13 protein-coding genes are annotated in these 14,917 nt (G+C 68.2%); 9 read left to right on the forward strand and 4 right to left on the reverse strand.

What is annotated here, in order from left to right:
• Positions 1-361: 361 nt before the first annotated feature.
• The 8 genes from GGR03_RS04025 (at position 362) to GGR03_RS04060 (ending at position 7,588) form a co-directional block, all read left to right on the forward strand.
• Entirely contained in the window at positions 362-1,537 is a 1,176-nt protein-coding gene (locus GGR03_RS04025) for an ABC transporter substrate-binding protein (RefSeq protein ID WP_183206239.1), read from the forward strand.
• A 125-nt stretch (positions 1,538-1,662) separates the two neighbouring features.
• A complete protein-coding gene (locus tag GGR03_RS04030; protein WP_183206240.1) occupies positions 1,663-2,589 on the forward strand; it encodes a branched-chain amino acid ABC transporter permease in 927 nt (308 codons plus the stop codon).
• Positions 2,586-3,593, forward strand: coding sequence for a branched-chain amino acid ABC transporter permease (locus tag GGR03_RS04035; protein ID WP_183206241.1), 1,008 nt, complete (start codon positions 2,586-2,588; stop codon positions 3,591-3,593). Before GGR03_RS04030 ends, GGR03_RS04035 begins: the two co-directional genes overlap by 4 nt.
• Positions 3,590-4,342, forward strand: a complete 753-nt coding sequence (locus tag GGR03_RS04040; RefSeq protein WP_183206242.1) for an ABC transporter ATP-binding protein — start codon at positions 3,590-3,592, stop codon at positions 4,340-4,342. Before GGR03_RS04035 ends, GGR03_RS04040 begins: the two co-directional genes overlap by 4 nt.
• A complete protein-coding gene (locus tag GGR03_RS04045; RefSeq protein WP_183206243.1) occupies positions 4,342-5,037 on the forward strand; it encodes an ABC transporter ATP-binding protein in 696 nt (231 codons plus the stop codon). Before GGR03_RS04040 ends, GGR03_RS04045 begins: the two co-directional genes overlap by 1 nt.
• Before the next feature lie 143 nt (positions 5,038-5,180).
• Positions 5,181-6,401: an acyl-CoA dehydrogenase gene (locus GGR03_RS04050; protein ID WP_183206244.1), complete on the forward strand. Its 1,221-nt coding sequence runs from the start codon at positions 5,181-5,183 to the stop codon at positions 6,399-6,401.
• Positions 6,402-6,430: 29 nt separating this feature from the next.
• The gene (locus GGR03_RS04055) at positions 6,431-7,285 is read left to right on the forward strand and encodes an alpha/beta hydrolase (RefSeq protein ID WP_183206245.1); all 855 of its coding nucleotides are present in this window, start codon (positions 6,431-6,433) and stop codon (positions 7,283-7,285) included.
• A 60-nt stretch (positions 7,286-7,345) separates the two neighbouring features.
• Positions 7,346-7,588, forward strand: a complete 243-nt coding sequence (locus tag GGR03_RS04060; RefSeq protein ID WP_183206246.1) for an Lrp/AsnC family transcriptional regulator — start codon at positions 7,346-7,348, stop codon at positions 7,586-7,588.
• Between the two features lie 43 nt (positions 7,589-7,631).
• Here GGR03_RS04060 and GGR03_RS04065 read toward each other — a convergent pair whose 3' ends face one another.
• Positions 7,632-7,898 (reverse strand): DUF2312 domain-containing protein, encoded by a 267-nt coding sequence (locus GGR03_RS04065; RefSeq protein WP_183206247.1) that lies wholly within the window; start codon positions 7,896-7,898, stop codon positions 7,632-7,634.
• 187 nt (positions 7,899-8,085) lie between these two features.
• On the opposite strand from GGR03_RS04065, the gene GGR03_RS04070 reads away from it, so the two are divergent.
• Complete coding sequence (locus GGR03_RS04070) at positions 8,086-10,692, forward strand: cation:proton antiporter (RefSeq protein ID WP_183206248.1); 2,607 nt, start codon at positions 8,086-8,088, stop codon at positions 10,690-10,692.
• Here the strand turns inward: GGR03_RS04070 and recJ are convergent.
• The 3 genes from recJ to GGR03_RS04085 all read right to left on the reverse strand — a co-directional run bounded on the left by recJ (position 10,618) and on the right by GGR03_RS04085 (position 14,915).
• Positions 10,618-12,411, reverse strand: a complete 1,794-nt coding sequence (recJ, locus tag GGR03_RS04075; protein WP_183206249.1) for a single-stranded-DNA-specific exonuclease RecJ — start codon at positions 12,409-12,411, stop codon at positions 10,618-10,620. The two genes, GGR03_RS04070 and recJ, sit on opposite strands and share 75 nt — an antisense overlap.
• Before the next feature lie 42 nt (positions 12,412-12,453).
• Complete coding sequence (gene glpX / locus GGR03_RS04080) at positions 12,454-13,443, reverse strand: class II fructose-bisphosphatase (RefSeq protein WP_183206250.1); 990 nt, start codon at positions 13,441-13,443, stop codon at positions 12,454-12,456.
• Positions 13,444-13,610: 167 nt separating this feature from the next.
• Entirely contained in the window at positions 13,611-14,915 is a 1,305-nt protein-coding gene (locus GGR03_RS04085; RefSeq protein ID WP_183206251.1) for a homoserine dehydrogenase, read from the reverse strand.
• Between the last annotated feature and the right edge of the window lie 2 nt (positions 14,916-14,917).

Below are 14,917 nucleotides of genomic sequence, written 5' to 3' on the forward strand. Positions count from 1 at the left end.
CCGTGTTGCATCGCATCTTGGCCGTATGCCGGTTCCTTAATCGCGGCTCCCGCACGGCGCAAGCAGGGCCACGCCGGTATCGGCTTCGCCGTCCCATGCCGGCCTCCTCCGCACCCTTGCAGAATCCCTGGTGTCTCCACGTCGACGGCTCGTCGGCCCGCAGCCTTGGGTTCCCGCCGACCATCAGGACGGTCTATCAGGCTGCACGTGAGGATTCGCTGTAGCGAGTTTCGCGGCCGGCGAAGTACCGCTCTTTCCCGGCTGCTATTGTCTTGACGGCGGCAATTTTGCACGATCCGCGCCGGCCGGTGGCGTACCGGAAATTCAGCAGGAATATGCGTCGTTTTCGGGAGATACAGGCATGAGTTTCGTTCGATCCGCCACATTTGGCCTCCTTGCGACCACCGCATTGACCGGCGCGGCAATGGCGCAGGCAGCCGAGGCCCTGACCGTCGGCGTGATGGTCAATCTGAGCGGCCCGGCGGCCGTGCTCGGCGAGCAGGCCCGGGACGGGTTCCTGCTGGCGGTCGAGGAAATGGGCGGGCAGCTGGGCGGTGTCGCGACCGAGGTGAAGATCGTCGACGACGAGCTGAAGCCGGACGTGGCGGTCAACAAGGCAAAGGAACTCGTCGAGCGCGACGGTGCCGACTTCGTCGTCGGGCCGATCTTCTCCAACATCGCCGGCGCCATCGCCAAGCCGGTCACCGATGCCGGCGCCTTCCTGATCAGCCCGAATGCCGGCCCTTCGAACCTCGCCGGCGCCGAGTGCAACCCGAACTTCTTCGCCGTCTCCTACCAGAACGACCAGAACCACGAGGTGCTCGGCAAATACGCCCAGGACCAGGGCTTCGGCCGCGTCTTCCTGCTCGCGCCGAACTACCAGGCCGGCAAGGACGCGCTGGCCGGCTTCAAGAATTCCTACGAGGGCGAGGTGGTCAACGAGATCTATACCCCGCTCGGCCAGCTGGATTTCTCGGCCGAACTGGCGCAGATCGCCGCCGAGCAGCCGGATGCGGTCTATGCCTTCATGCCGGGCGGCATGGGCGTCAACCTCGTCAAGCAGTACCGGCAGGCAGGGCTCGAGACGATCCCGTTCCTCTCCGCCTTCACCGTCGACGAGACGACCCTGCCGGCGACCCAGGACGCCGCCGTCGGCTTCTTCGGCGGCTCGAACTGGGCACCGAACATGGACAATCCGCAGTCGCAAGCCTTCGTCGCCGCCTACGAAGCGAAATACGGCACCGTCCCCGGCAGCTACGCCATGCATGGCTACGACGCGGCGCTGCTGATCGACAGCGCGGTGAAGGCGGTCGGCGGCGATCTTTCCGACAAGGACGCGCTGCGCGCCGCGCTTGAGGCCGCCGAGTTCACCTCGCTTCGCGGCGATTTCGCTTTCGGCCCGAACCACTTCCCGATCCAGGATTTCTACCTGGTGACGGCGGCCAAGCGCGAGGACGGCAAGTTCGAGACGCAGATCGCCGAGACGATCTTCGAGGACTATGCGGACAATTACGCCGCCGCCTGCCAGATGAACTGACCGCCGCAGCGCCGGACACGGCGCCACATCCGACTTGCAGAACCCGCGCGCCGGCCGCTAAGCGTCGGCGCGCCGCCGGCGGTTCGCGTCGGAGGCGGCACGCCATCGCCCTCCGAAAGAGCCGGATGTTCAATCTCTTCCTGCTTCAGACCCTCAACGGCCTCCAGTTCGGGATCCTGCTGTTCCTGGTGGCGGCGGGCCTGACGCTGATCTTCGGCATCATGGACCTGATCAACCTCGCCCACGGCGTCCTCTATATGGTCGGCGCCTATCTCGCGGCGACCTTCACCGCCTATACGGGCGACTTCTTCCTCGGCCTGGCGCTGGCCCTGCCCGTCGCCCTCGCCTTCGGCATCCTGCTGGAGCGGCTGATCTTCCAGCGGCTCTACGAACGCGACCACCTCGACCAGGTGCTGGCGACCTTCGGCCTGATCCTGATCCTCAACGAGGGCGTGAAGATCCTCTGGGGCGCGGCGCCGCTGAGCGTGCCGATCCCCGACATCCTCTCCGGCTCGATCCCGCTGATCGGCAACATGCGCTACCCGCTCTTCCGATTGGTCATCATCGGTGCGGGCCTTGCCACCGCGCTCGGGCTCTACCTTCTCGTTCACCACACGCGGATCGGCATGCTGCTGAGGGCCGGCGCCAGCAATGCCCCGATCGTCTCGGCCCTCGGCGTCGACATCAAGCGGCTGTTCATGCTGGTCTTCGGCCTGGGCGCGATGCTGGCGGCCCTCGCCGGCGCGCTGGTCGCGCCGATCCTCTCCGTCGAGCCCGGCATGGGCGACAGCATCCTGATCCTCACTTTCGTGGTCATCGTCATCGGCGGCGTCGGCTCGATCCGCGGCGCCTTCGTCGCCGCGATCCTCGTCGGCCTCGTCGACACGCTCGGCCGGACCTTCGGGCCGATCATCCTGCGCACGCTGATGGACCCTTCCGCCGCCTCGCAGACCGGGCGGACGCTGGCGCCGATGCTGATCTACATCCTTATGGCGGCAGTGCTGTTCCTGCGCCCTTCCGGCCTGTTCCCGGTCAAGGTCGCCGCACGATGAAGGCGGACGCGCGGCCTGTCGCTTCCCCGCACCAGCCAGCGCGGCGCCCCTATGTCGGGCGCCCCGGCACCGCGACCGCGGCAGGCCTTCTGTTCTCGGGGCTGGCGCTGTTTCCGCTGCTCGCGCACATGCTGGACGACCCGTTCCTGCTGGTCATCGCGACGCGGGTGATGATCTTCGGCCTCGCCGCCATGTCGCTCGACCTCATCCTCGGCTACGGCGCGCTGGTTTCCTTCGGCCACGCCGCTTTTCTCGGGATCGGCGCCTATGCGGTGGCGATTCTTGCCGCCCACGGCATCGACGACATCCTCATCCAGGCTGCCGTCGCGATCGCCGCATCGAGCCTCTTCGCCCTCGCCACCGGGGCGATCTCGCTGCGTACGCGCGGCGTCTATTTCATCATGATCACCCTCGCCTTCGGCCAGATGGCGTATTTCTTCATGGTCTCGCTTTCGGCCTATGGCGGCGACGACGGCATCTCGCTGCCGTCGCGATCGACCCTCTTCGGGACCGACCTGCTGGAGAGCGACCTGGTGCTCTTCTATGCGGTGTTCCTCTGCCTCGCCGTGGCGTTCCTCGGTCTCCGCGCTGTCGTCGCATCGCGTTTCGGCCGGGTGCTGCGCGGCACGCGCGACAACCGGATCCGGATGGAAGCCATCGGCTACGCTCCCTTCGCCTATCAGCTCATCGCCTATGTCATCGCCGGCGCCCTCGCCGGGCTCGCCGGAGTCTTCCTCGCCAACCACGCCGAGTTCGTCGCGCCCGCCTTCATGAGCTGGCAGCGCTCCGGCGAGCTGATCGTCATGGTCGTGCTGGGCGGCATGGGCACGCTGGTCGGCCCCATCGTCGGCGCCGTCGCCTTCCTGCTGCTGGAGGACTGGCTGGCGCGCTTCTCCGAGCACTGGCGCCTCGGTCTCGGCATCGTTCTCGTGCTGCTCGCGCTGTTCACCCGCGGCGGCATATCCGGGTTCGTCGCGCGCCTGACCGGCGGGGCGGCGCGATGACGGCCGCCCTCCTCTCCGTTCGCGGCCTGAGCAAGCGTTTCGGCGCGCTCCCCGTCAGTGACGACATCAGCTTCGATGTCCTGCCCGGCGAGCTTCACGCCATCATCGGCCCGAACGGCGCCGGCAAGACGACGCTGATCAACCAGCTGTCGGGAAGCCTTTCGAGCGACGCCGGCAGCGTGCATTTCGCCGGCGAGGACATCAGCCGGCTCGGCGTGCCGGAGCGCGTCCACAAGGGCATGGCGCGCTCGTTCCAGATCACCTCGATCCTCGACGGGTTCAGCGTACTGGAGAATGCAGCGGCGGCTGTGCAGGCCCGCTCCGGCTCGAGCTTCCGCTTCTTTGCGCCCGCCGCCCGCGAGGCTGACCTCAACGAGGCGGCCATGGCGGCGCTTGCCCGCGTCGGGCTCGCCGACCGCGCCGGGCGCCGCGCCGGCAGCCTCTCGCATGGCGAAAAGCGCCAGCTGGAGATCGCCATCGCGCTCGCCACCGGGGCGCGGCTGTTGCTGCTCGACGAGCCGCTTGCCGGCACCGGCCACGAGGAGTCGGCCGTGCTCGTCGGATTGATGCGAGAGCTGAAGGCGACGCACACGATCGTCCTCGTCGAGCACGACATGGAGGCGGTCTTCGCCCTCGCCGACCGGATCAGCGTGCTGGTCTATGGAAGGCTGATCGCCACCGGCGCGCCAGCGGACATCCGGAGCAATCGTGAGGTACGCGCCGCCTATCTTGGCGAGGAGGTCGCCTGATGCTGCAGGTCGAAGGGCTCGAGGCGGCCTACGGGGAATCGCGCATCCTGTTCGGCATCGACATCGCGGTCACAGCCGGCGAGGTCGTGACCCTGCTCGGCCGCAACGGCATGGGCAAGACGACGACGATCCGGGCGATCTTCGGCCTTCTCAAGCCGACCGGCGGTCAGGTTCTGGTCGACGGCGAGGATGTCACCGGCAAGGAACCGCATCTCATCGCCCGCCACGGGCTCGGCCTCGTTCCGGAGGGACGACAGATCTTTCCGACCCTCACCGTCGAGGAGAACCTCGTCGCCACCCACCGCGCCAGCGCCACATCCCGCTGGGACCTCGCCGCCGTCTACGGGCTCTTCCCGCGGCTGAAGGAGCGGCGGCGCAACCACGGCGACCAGATCTCGGGCGGCGAGCAGCAGATGCTCGCCATCGGCCGTGCGCTGATGACCAATCCGCGACTGGTCGTGCTCGACGAGGCGACCGAGGGCCTCGCCCCGCTGATCCGCGAGGAAATCTGGTCCTGCCTCGCCGCAATCAAGAACGAGGGAGCGGCGATCCTCGTCATCGACAAAAATGTCGAGGCGCTGTCGCGCTTCGCCGACCGCCACGTCGTCATCGAAAAGGGTCGGGTCGCCTGGACCGGCACCACCGAGGAACTGCGCGCCAGCCCCGACGTGAAGGATCGCTTCCTGCACGTTTGACGGCTCCTTCGTCGCGCCTGCGGCAGTGTTTGCTATTTCGTCGTGGCGAGAGGGGGACTATGGCTGGCGGGATCCGCGCGGAGCGGCTGGCTGCCTGCAGCCCTTGCCTTGCCCGCCAGAAGCACAGCAGGAAGGAAAACGCCATGTCGACCGCCCCCGCCGCAACGCCCGCCACGAGCTCCTCGATGGCCGCCTTCGACTGGTCCGACCCGTTCCGCCTCACCGACCAGCTGACCGAGGACGAGCGGCTGATCTACGAGACCGCCCAGTCATTTGCCGAGGAGTCGCTGCGCCCGCGTGTGGTGGCGGCCTATCAGAACGAGACGACCGACCGGCCGATCTTCGAGGAGATGGGCGCGCTCGGCCTGCTCGGCCTGACGCTGCCGGAGGATTACGGCTGCGCCGGCGCCTCCTACGTTTCCTACGGCCTCGTCGCCCGCGCCGTCGAGGCGGTGGATTCCGGCTACCGCTCGATGATGAGCGTCCAGTCCTCGCTAGTGATGTATCCGATCCACGCCTATGGCGACGAGAACCAGCGCCGCAAATACCTGCCCAAGCTCGCCAGCGGCGAATGGGTCGGCTGTTTCGGCCTGACCGAGCCGGATGCCGGCTCCGACCCTTCCGGCATGAAGACGCGGGCCGAGAAGATCGACGGCGGCTATCGCCTCTCGGGCGCCAAGATGTGGATCTCGAACTCGCCGATCGCCGACGTCTTCGTCGTCTGGGCGAAATCGGCCGCCCATGACAATGCCATTCGCGGCTTCATCCTCGACAAGGGCATGAAGGGGCTCACCGCACCAAAGATCGAGGGCAAGCTCTCGCTGCGCACCTCCGTCACCGGCGAGATCGTCATGGACGGCGTCGAGGTGCCCGAGGAAGCGCTGCTGCCGAATGTCAGCGGCCTCAAGGGTCCGTTCGGCTGCCTCAACCGCGCCCGCTACGGCATATCCTGGGGCGTCATGGGTGCGGCCGAGGACAGCTGGAAGCGCGCCCTTTCCTACACGCTGGAGCGCACCCAGTTCGGCCGTCCGCTGGCGGCGACGCAGCTCGTCCAGAAGAAGCTCGCCGACATGCAGACCGAGATCGCCCTCGGCCTGCAGGCGAGCCTCAGGGTCGGGCGGCTGTTCGACGAGGGCAAGATGGCCCCGGAGATGATCAGCCTCGTCAAGCGCAACAATTGCGGCAAGGCGCTCGACATAGCGCGGGTCGCCCGCGACATGCACGGCGGCAACGGCATCATGGGCGAGTATCACGTCATGCGGCACGCCCAGAACCTCGAGACCGTCAACACCTACGAGGGCACCCACGACGTCCACGCGCTGATCCTCGGCAAGGCGCAGACGGGCCTCCAGGCGTTCTTCTGATCGAGCCGATACGCGTAGGTGAGCCGGCCATGCAGCACGAGACGATCTGGACCGGCGGCGAGCCGATCGGCGATTTCGACGCCGCCTATGCCAACGGCGCGGCGATCCTCGACTCTGCCGCCTACGGTCCACGCTGGCTCGCCGACGCCGCCGCGTTCCGCGAGCGCATGGCCGGCAAGGCCCGGTTGGCGATCCCTTATGGTGACCGCCCGCGCCAGCATTACGACCTGTTCCTGCCGGAAGGCCCGCCGGCGGGGCTCGTCGTCTTCGTCCATGGCGGCTACTGGAAGGGCCAGGCAATCGCCGCCTGGTCGCATTTCGCCGACGGCGCCCTCTCCCGCGGCTTTGCCGTAGCGCTGCCGGAATACACGCTGTGCCCGGATACGACGATCCCGGCCATCACGCGCGAGATCGGTGCCTTCCTCGACACGGTAGCCGGCGAGATCGCCGGCCCGATCCGCCTATCGGGGCATTCCGCCGGCGGCCATCTGGTCTCGCGGATGCTTTGCGCCGATGCGCCGATCGCGCTGGCGACCGCCGAGCGGATCGACAGCGTCGTCTCGATCAGCGGCGTGCATGATCTCCGCCCGCTGCTGCGCACCGAGATGAATGACGTGCTCGGCCTTGATCTCGCGACGGCACGCTCGGAAAGTCCGGCATTGCTCGATCCGCGGGAGGGCGTCCGATTGCTATGTCTGGCAGGCGGCGCCGAACTGCCCGAGTTCCGCCGCCAGAACGCGCTTCTCGCCAATGCCTGGCACGGGCTCGGCGCGCGGGTTCGCGCCGTCGAGGCGCCGGGTCGGCATCATTTCGATGTCGTGGACGAACTGCTCGATCCAGGGAGCGATCTCGTCGCGGCCTTGACGGGCGCCCGCGCCGACTGAGACGGTCGCGCAGATGACAACCGACACCAGGCACCGCGCAGGCGGCCGGAGCGAACACCCATGAAGACCATCTTCGTCCAGTTCAAGTGCCGCCCCGGCAAGGCCTATGGCGTCGCCGACGAGCTCGTGCAGGACGTTCCGGAGATTTCCGAGGTCTATTCGACGTCGGGGAATTACGACCTGATCGCCAAGTTCTACCTGGAGGACGACCAGGATATCGGGCACTTCGTCACCGAGCGCCTGCAGACGGTCGACGGCGTGGCCGACACGTTCACGCTGGTCGCGTTCAAGGCGTTCGGCTGACCGAATCGCGGGGCGGACTTCGAGCCCGCCCCGACGTCGAGGATCAGGCGGCGTTGGCGGCGGCGGGCGCCTGTTCCATGGCCCGCAGATAGACGTCGAGCAGTGTCTCGTGCTCTTCGCGCTCTTCCTTGTCCAACTTGCGCAGCTTGATGATTTCCTTGAGGATCTTGACGTCGAAGCCTTCACCCTTGGCTTCGGCGAAGATTTCCTTCTTGCCCTCGTTCAGCTCCTGGATTTCCGCCTCGATATGCTCGACGCGCTCGACGAAGGCGCGCACCTGGCCGCCTGCGATTCCTGCCGTGTCGTCCATGGTTTCTCCTTTGTGAACCGGGAGGCGCACTATCCCGGCGGCTGGTAACCGCTTCCTTAACCGCGGCGCGCGGCATCGACACCCAGCTTGAGAAACCGCCCGTCCTGTACCAGAATGTCGCAGTGCGACGGGCGGCGCTCGCCGGTTCGACACGAGCGTTGTCGCGTGAGGGAAGTCGGCCGACCCGATGAATGTATCCAGCGTTGTCGTTCTGATCGCATCGCTGGTAGCCCTCGGTGCCCTCGCACGGCCGCTGGCGACCCGTCTGCGCCTGCCGGTCTCGATCCTTTGGGCGGCGGGTGGCGCAGCCCTCGGCTTTGCCTGTCACTATTCCCTGCAGAACCCAGGTGGGCTGCTGCCAGTCGAACTGGCCACGGCCATCGTCGACCTGCCGATCGGCTCCAGCCTGTTTCTCTACGTCTTCCTGCCGACCCTGATCTTCCAGAGTGCGCTCGAGGTCGACCTGCACCGTGTGCGCGAGGATCTTCTGCCGATCCTCCTGCTGGCCCTCGTGGCGGTCGTGGTAGCGACCTTCGGCGTCGCGCTGTTCCTCTGGCCGATTGCCGGCATGTCGCTTCTGGCGTGCCTGCTGCTCGCCTCGCTGGTCGCCACGACAGACCCGGTCGCGGTGATCGCGATCTTCCGCGATGTCGGTGCGCCGGAGCGGCTGACGCGGCTCGTCGAGGGCGAAAGCCTGTTCAACGACGCGGCCGCGATCTCGCTCGCGCTGATCTTCTCGGCGGCAATCATCGCCCCTGGCTCGGTCGGACTGACCGGGGCGATCAAGGATCTCGTCCTCCTGCCGATCGGCGGCGTGCTGCTCGGCCTCGGCGCGGCCTGGCTGTTCATCCAGCTGCTGAAGCTGATCGGCGAGGACCGGGTCACCACGGCGTCGCTCAGCCTCGCACTTCCCTATCTGTCCTTCTGGGTAGCCGAGCGGGTGGTCGGCGTTTCCGGCGTCGTTGCCGTCGCCACCGCCGGCGTCGCCCTCGCGTCCCTGGCCCCGGGACGGGTGACGGGAGTGCTATGGCGGCATCTGTCGGACACCTGGCAGCAGCTCGCCTCTTGGTCGTCGATCCTGATCTTCGTGCTGACGTCGCTGCTCCTGCCGCGGCTCCTGTCGGATCTGCGGCCCTTCGACTTCGTGCTGCTGCTGGTCGTCTTCGCCGCCGCGCTCCTGACCCGTGCGCTGGTACTCTTTGGCATGCTGCCGCTGCTGACACGGTTCGGCCTGTCTTCGCCGATTTCGATTCCGTACCGGGTGGTCGTCCTGTGGGGCGGCCTGCGCGGCTCGATGACCCTCGCTCTGGCGCTGGCGGTCCTGGAGAACCCTGCCATCCCGCGCCCGATCGCGACCTTCGTGGTGACGCTCGCAACCGGCTTCACGCTGATGACCCTCCTCGTCCAGGGCACGACGCTGCGGCCGCTCATCCAGCGGCTTGGCCTCGACCGGTTGAACGACATCGACCGCTCTGTCCGCGATCTGGCGCTCGATGTCGCCGGCGAGCGGGTCCGGCGATTCGCCGACGACATGGCCGATCGCTTCGGCCATGCGCCCGCCGATCAACTGATCCCGGCGCGGCCGAGCGACACGGCCGGCATTCCACCCCCCGGATCGACGGCAGGGGAACTGCCGCAGACGGCGCGGACGGCGATCGCGCTGGTGGCACTGACGGCGCATGAGCGCGAAATGATCCTCGAGCATTTTGCCGACGGCACCGTGGCGCCGCCGATCGCTCGGAGGTTGGCGGCCGATGCCCGGCGCCGGCTCGATCTGGCGAGAAGCGGGGGCATGGACGGCTACCGCTCCGCCAACGCCGCCGAGATCGACTTCGCCCCCGTCGACCGGATCGCCTTCGCCCTGCAGCGTCGCTTCGGCTACAGCCGGCCCTTGTCGCGGCGGCTTGCAATCCGTTTCGAAATGCTGATCGAGGCCTCCCTCGTCGTCGGCTCGCTTTCGCACGTCGCCGAGCGCGAACTGCAGCCGGTGCTCGGGTCAGCAACGATCGCCGAGGCCTCCGAAGTGCTTGCAGAGCGGCTGGGGCTGCTCGAACGCGAGATCGCGGCCGTCCGGCTGCAATACCCGGCCTATGTCACCGAGCTGGAACGCGGCTTCGTGGTAAGGGCGGCACAGGCAGTCGAACTGGTTGAGATCGAGCGGCTCCGTCGCTCCGGCGTCATCAGCAGCGAGGTCGAACGCGACGTGCTGGCCGGTCGTACCGCCCGCGGCAACGCCCGGTTCCGCCGCCCGACCCTCGATCTGGGGCTCGACACCGCGACGCTGATCGAGCGCAGCGACCTTTTCGCCGAGCTCTCGGCGCGCGAACGGCAGGATCTCGCGCCACTGATGCGGCCCTTCTTCGCCGAACCCGGCATGCGGATCATCAGGCGCGGGGAAATCGGCGACGCGGCGTATTTCATCTCTTCCGGTGCGGTCGAGATCGACACCGGTGCCAGCCTGGTGCGGCTCGGACGCGGCGACATCTTCGGCGAGATGGCGCTGCTCTTCGATCAACGCCGACAGGCCGACGTGAGCGCCATCGCCTACTGCGCGCTGCTGCGGCTCTCCGCTGCGGACTTCCAGCGGTTCCTGGCACTGCACCCGGCGCTCAAGAAGCGCATCGAGGCGATCGCCCTGCAGCGGCGCGACGAGAATGCCGCCGGAAGCGTCCCGCCCGAACAATCGGGCACCGTCGTGGCCGGTACCCGCCGACCCGGCTCAGTCGAAGGCTTCGGCGAGGTCGAGAATCCGGAAGCGCACTTCCTCGCGGCCGCGGAACCGGTCGAGCGATAGCGTCCCTGCCGCATGCACCGGCCGGTCGCGGGCTTCCAGCAGCCGGCGGCCAACGGCGGTTTCAGCAGCCTTGAAGGCGATGGCCGAGACGCTGCTGCCGTCGGCGCCGGAAAGCGTCGCGCGGACATGACCCTTGCCGACGATTGAGGAAGACCCGATGCGGTGCCGCGGCAGCGCGAAGACCGGTTCGCCATGACCGGCCCCGAACGGTCCGGCACGCGCGATGGTCGCATAGAGCGCCGGCGTCAGGCCGGCAGCGCTGACCGAGCCATCGAGCTTCAGCGTGTCCCCCTCGCGCAGTGCGCCGACCGAAGCGGCAGCGCCCGCCTCGAGGAAGGCGCGCAGATCGCCAAGCCGTTCCTTTTGTATCGTCACGCCGGCCGCCATGGCATGGCCGCCGCCCTTGACCAGGATGCCCGCCGCCACCGCCTCGCGCACCAGCCGGCCGAGATCGAAGCCCGGGATCGACCGGCCTGAACCCGTCCCGCGCCCCGACGCGTCGAAGGCGATGGCGAAGGCGGGCCGGCGATGGCGCTCCTTCAGCCGCGCCGCCAGCAGGCCGACGATGCCGGGGTGCCAACCGGCCGATGCCGCCACCAGCACGGCCGGTCCCTCGCCGGTGCCGATCTCCGCCGCAACCTCGGCCTCGGCCTCCTGGAGCATCGCCTGCTCCATCGCCTGGCGCTCCTCGTTGAGCCCGTGCAGGCGTGCCGCCAGCTCGTCCGCCTCCGATGCCTCGTCGAGGCACAGCAGCCGGCTGCCGAGCCAGGCGTCGCCGATTCGTCCGCCGGCATTGATCCGCGGCCCGATGAGGAAGCCGAGGTGGTGGCACTCGACCGGCCCGGACAGCCGCGCCACCCGTGCCAGCGCCGCGAGCCCGACATTGCGCTGGCCGTGCATCACCCGGAGGCCCTGCACGACGAATGCGCGGTTGAGCCCGACCAGCGGCACCACGTCGCAGACCGTCGCCAGCGCGACGAGATCAAGCATGGCGAAGATGTCCGGCAGCGATGCCGCCGGCCGGCCCCGCCGCCGCAGCTCCCGCGAGAGGGCGACGAGGCTCATGAACACGACGCCGGCAGCGCAGAGATGGCCGAGGCCGGAAAGGTCGTCCTGCCGGTTGGGGTTGACCACCGCCCTCGCCGCCGGCAGCTCCGGACCGGTCTGGTGATGGTCGAGCACGACGACGTCGACGCCCAATTCTCGTGCCGCCTCGATCGATTCGAAGCTGCCGGTGCCGCAGTCGACGGTGACGATCAGCGTCGCGCCGTCGGCGGCGAGTTCGCGCATCGCCTCGGGGTTCGGCCCGTAGCCTTCGGTGATCCGGTCGGGAATGCGGATCGTCGCCCTGACGCCGAAATGGTTTAGGTACCGCCAGAGGATCGACGCCGATGCGGCGCCGTCGACATCGTAGTCGCCGAAGATCGCCACGGTCTCGTTCGCGTCGATGGCATCGGCAAGACGCGCGGCCGCGGCATCCATGTCGGTCAGCGTCGCAGGGTCCGGCATCAGGTCGCGCAGCCGCGGCTCGAGGAACGCCAGCGCTTGGCTGTCGTCGATGCCGCGCCCGGCGAGCACCCGGCTGACGATGTCCGGCAGGCCGTGGATCTGCGCGATGCGCAGCGCCGCCCCCTCAGCGCGGGTGTCGAGGGCGTTCAGCCAGCGCCGGCCGCCAAGGGACGAATCGACGCCGAGAAAGGTGCGGTGGGTCTCAGCCATTGCCCCCGTTCTGGCGACGAGGGGCGACAGGTGCAAGAGCGTTCAGATCGCGAACTTCGTCCGGTCGTAGTGCTGCGCCCGCATCTCGCGGATGGTGCGGGAGCGCGAGCGCATCACCAGCGTGTGGGTGGTGACGCGGTCGCGGTAGAAGCGCACGCCGTCGAGCAGATTGCCGTCGGTGACCCCGGTGGCGGCGAAGATCACGTCGCCCGAAGCCATCTCCTCGGCGGTATAGATCCGGTAGGGATCGCTGATCCCCATCTTTTCCGCCCTGGCGCGCTTCTCGTTGGTGTTGAGCTGCAGCCGGCCCTGCATCTGGCCGCCGGTGCAGCGCAATGCCGCCGCGGCCAGCACGCCTTCCGGCGCGCCGCCGATGCCCATGTAGATGTCGATGCCGGTCTCTTCCGAATCCGTCGTGTGGATCACCCCGGCAACGTCACCGTCGCCGATCAGGCGGATCGCCGCACCCGCGGCGCGTACCGTCTCGATCAGTTGCGCGTGGCGCGGACGATCGAGGATGCAGGCGGTGATCTCGGTGATCTTGACGCCCTTCGCCTTGGCCAGCGCCGCGAGGTTTTCCTCTGGCGACAGAGCAAGGTTCACGATCCCGTCCGGGTAGCCCGGGCCAACCGCGATCTTCTCCATGTAGACGTCGGGCGCGTTGAGCAGGCTGCCTCGCACCGCCATGGCGATGACGGCGAGCGAATTCGGCAGGTTCTTGGCGCAGACCGTTGTGCCCTCGAGCGGGTCCAGGGCGATGTCGACCTTCGGCCCGACCTTCGTTCCGACCGATTCGCCGATGTACAGCATCGGCGCCTCGTCACGCTCGCCCTCGCCGATCACGATGGTGCCGTCGATGGCCAGCTGGTTGAGCTCCGAGCGCATAGCGTCGACTGCGGCCTGGTCTGCCGCCTTCTCGTCGCCGCGGCCGCGTAGCCGTGCCGCCGCGACGGCGGCCTTCTCGGTGACCCGGGCGATCTCGAGAGTCAGGACCCGGTCCAGCATCTCGCCGCCTGTATTGCCCTCGGTCATGTCCCCGTCTCCTCCTGGCGTCCGGATTTCGCTCCGGCTTCGGCCTGCGCCTGATATGTCCCGGCCGTGTGAAAGCGCAATGTCATTGAAGCATGGCGCTTCACGTCGACAGGTCCGACGGCGCCCGCGACCTGCAGCCGCGCCGATCCCGAGGCTGCCTGCGGCTCTTAGCTGAGCGCCTCGATGCGGATCATTTTCGGCTCGCCCTTCAGGTGCCCGTCCTTCGACACCGCCTCCAACGCCTTGCGAACCGCCGCTTCCGTGGTCTCGTGGGTCACGAGAACGACTGGTGCGGTCGACGGATCGCCCGAGCCTGCCTGCTTGCGCTGCACGATCGATTCCAGCGAGATCTGGTTCTCGGCCATGCGCCGCGCGATCGAGGCAAAGGCGCCCACCCGGTCGTAGACCGACAGGCGAATATAGTAGCCGCCTTCATGGGCGCGCATGCGGGCCCGCTTGTAGGGCGCGAGCTTGGCCGGCGGCAGGCCGAGCGTGGGCGGCAGCACTCCGCCGGCAACGTCCATGATGTCGGACAGGACGGCGGAGGCGGTCGCCTCGCCGCCGGCGCCGGGACCGGCGAGCAGGATCGAGCCGAGAAGGTCGGTGTCGACGGCCACCGCATTGGTCACGCCGTTCACCTGCGCCATCGCCGAGCTCGACGGGATCATCGTCGGGTGCACGCGCTGCTCGATGCCGGTCTCGGTGCGCTGGGCGACTGCCAGCAGCTTGATCCGGTAGCCGAGCTCGGCGGCGGCCGCTATGTCGTCGTTGGTGACCGCGGAGATGCCCTCGATGAACACGCTGTCGAGGTCGATCTCGCAGCCGAAGGCGAGCGACGTCAGGATCGCCAGCTTGTGCGCGGCGTCGAATCCGCCGATGTCGAAGGTCGGGTCGGCTTCGGCATAGCCGAGCCGCTGGGCGTCCGCCAGGCAGTCGTCGAACGCGATTCCCTCGGCCTCCATGCGGGTGAGCATGTAGTTGCAGGTGCCGTTGAGGATGCCGTAGACGCGGCTGACGCTGTTGCCGGAAAGACCTTCCCGCATCGTCTTGATGATCGGGATACCACCCGCGACCGCCGCCTCGAACAGGATTTCGGTGCCCTTGCGCGCGGCAAGCCGTGCGAGCGCCACGCCGTGATGGGCAAGCAGCGCCTTGTTGGCGGTCACCACAGGAATACCGCGGCCGAGCGCGGCCTTGACCGCATCGTGCGCCGGCCCCTCGGCGCCACCGATGAGCTCGACGAACACGTCGATCTCGGCTTCGGAGGCCAGCGCGACAGGATCGTCGAACCAGGCGAGGCCCGTCGTATCGATGCCCCGGTCCTTCGTCCGGTCGCGCGCCGACACCGCGGCGACCTCGATCGGCCGTCCGACGCGGTTCGCCAGCGTCTCCGACTTGGCCTCAATCAGCCGTGCAAGACTCGCACCGACGGTTCCGAGCCCGGCGAGGCCGAGCCGCAAGGGACTGTTCATGG

The organism is Aurantimonas endophytica (assembly GCF_014196845.1).
Lineage (GTDB): Bacteria > Pseudomonadota > Alphaproteobacteria > Rhizobiales > Rhizobiaceae > Aurantimonas > Aurantimonas endophytica.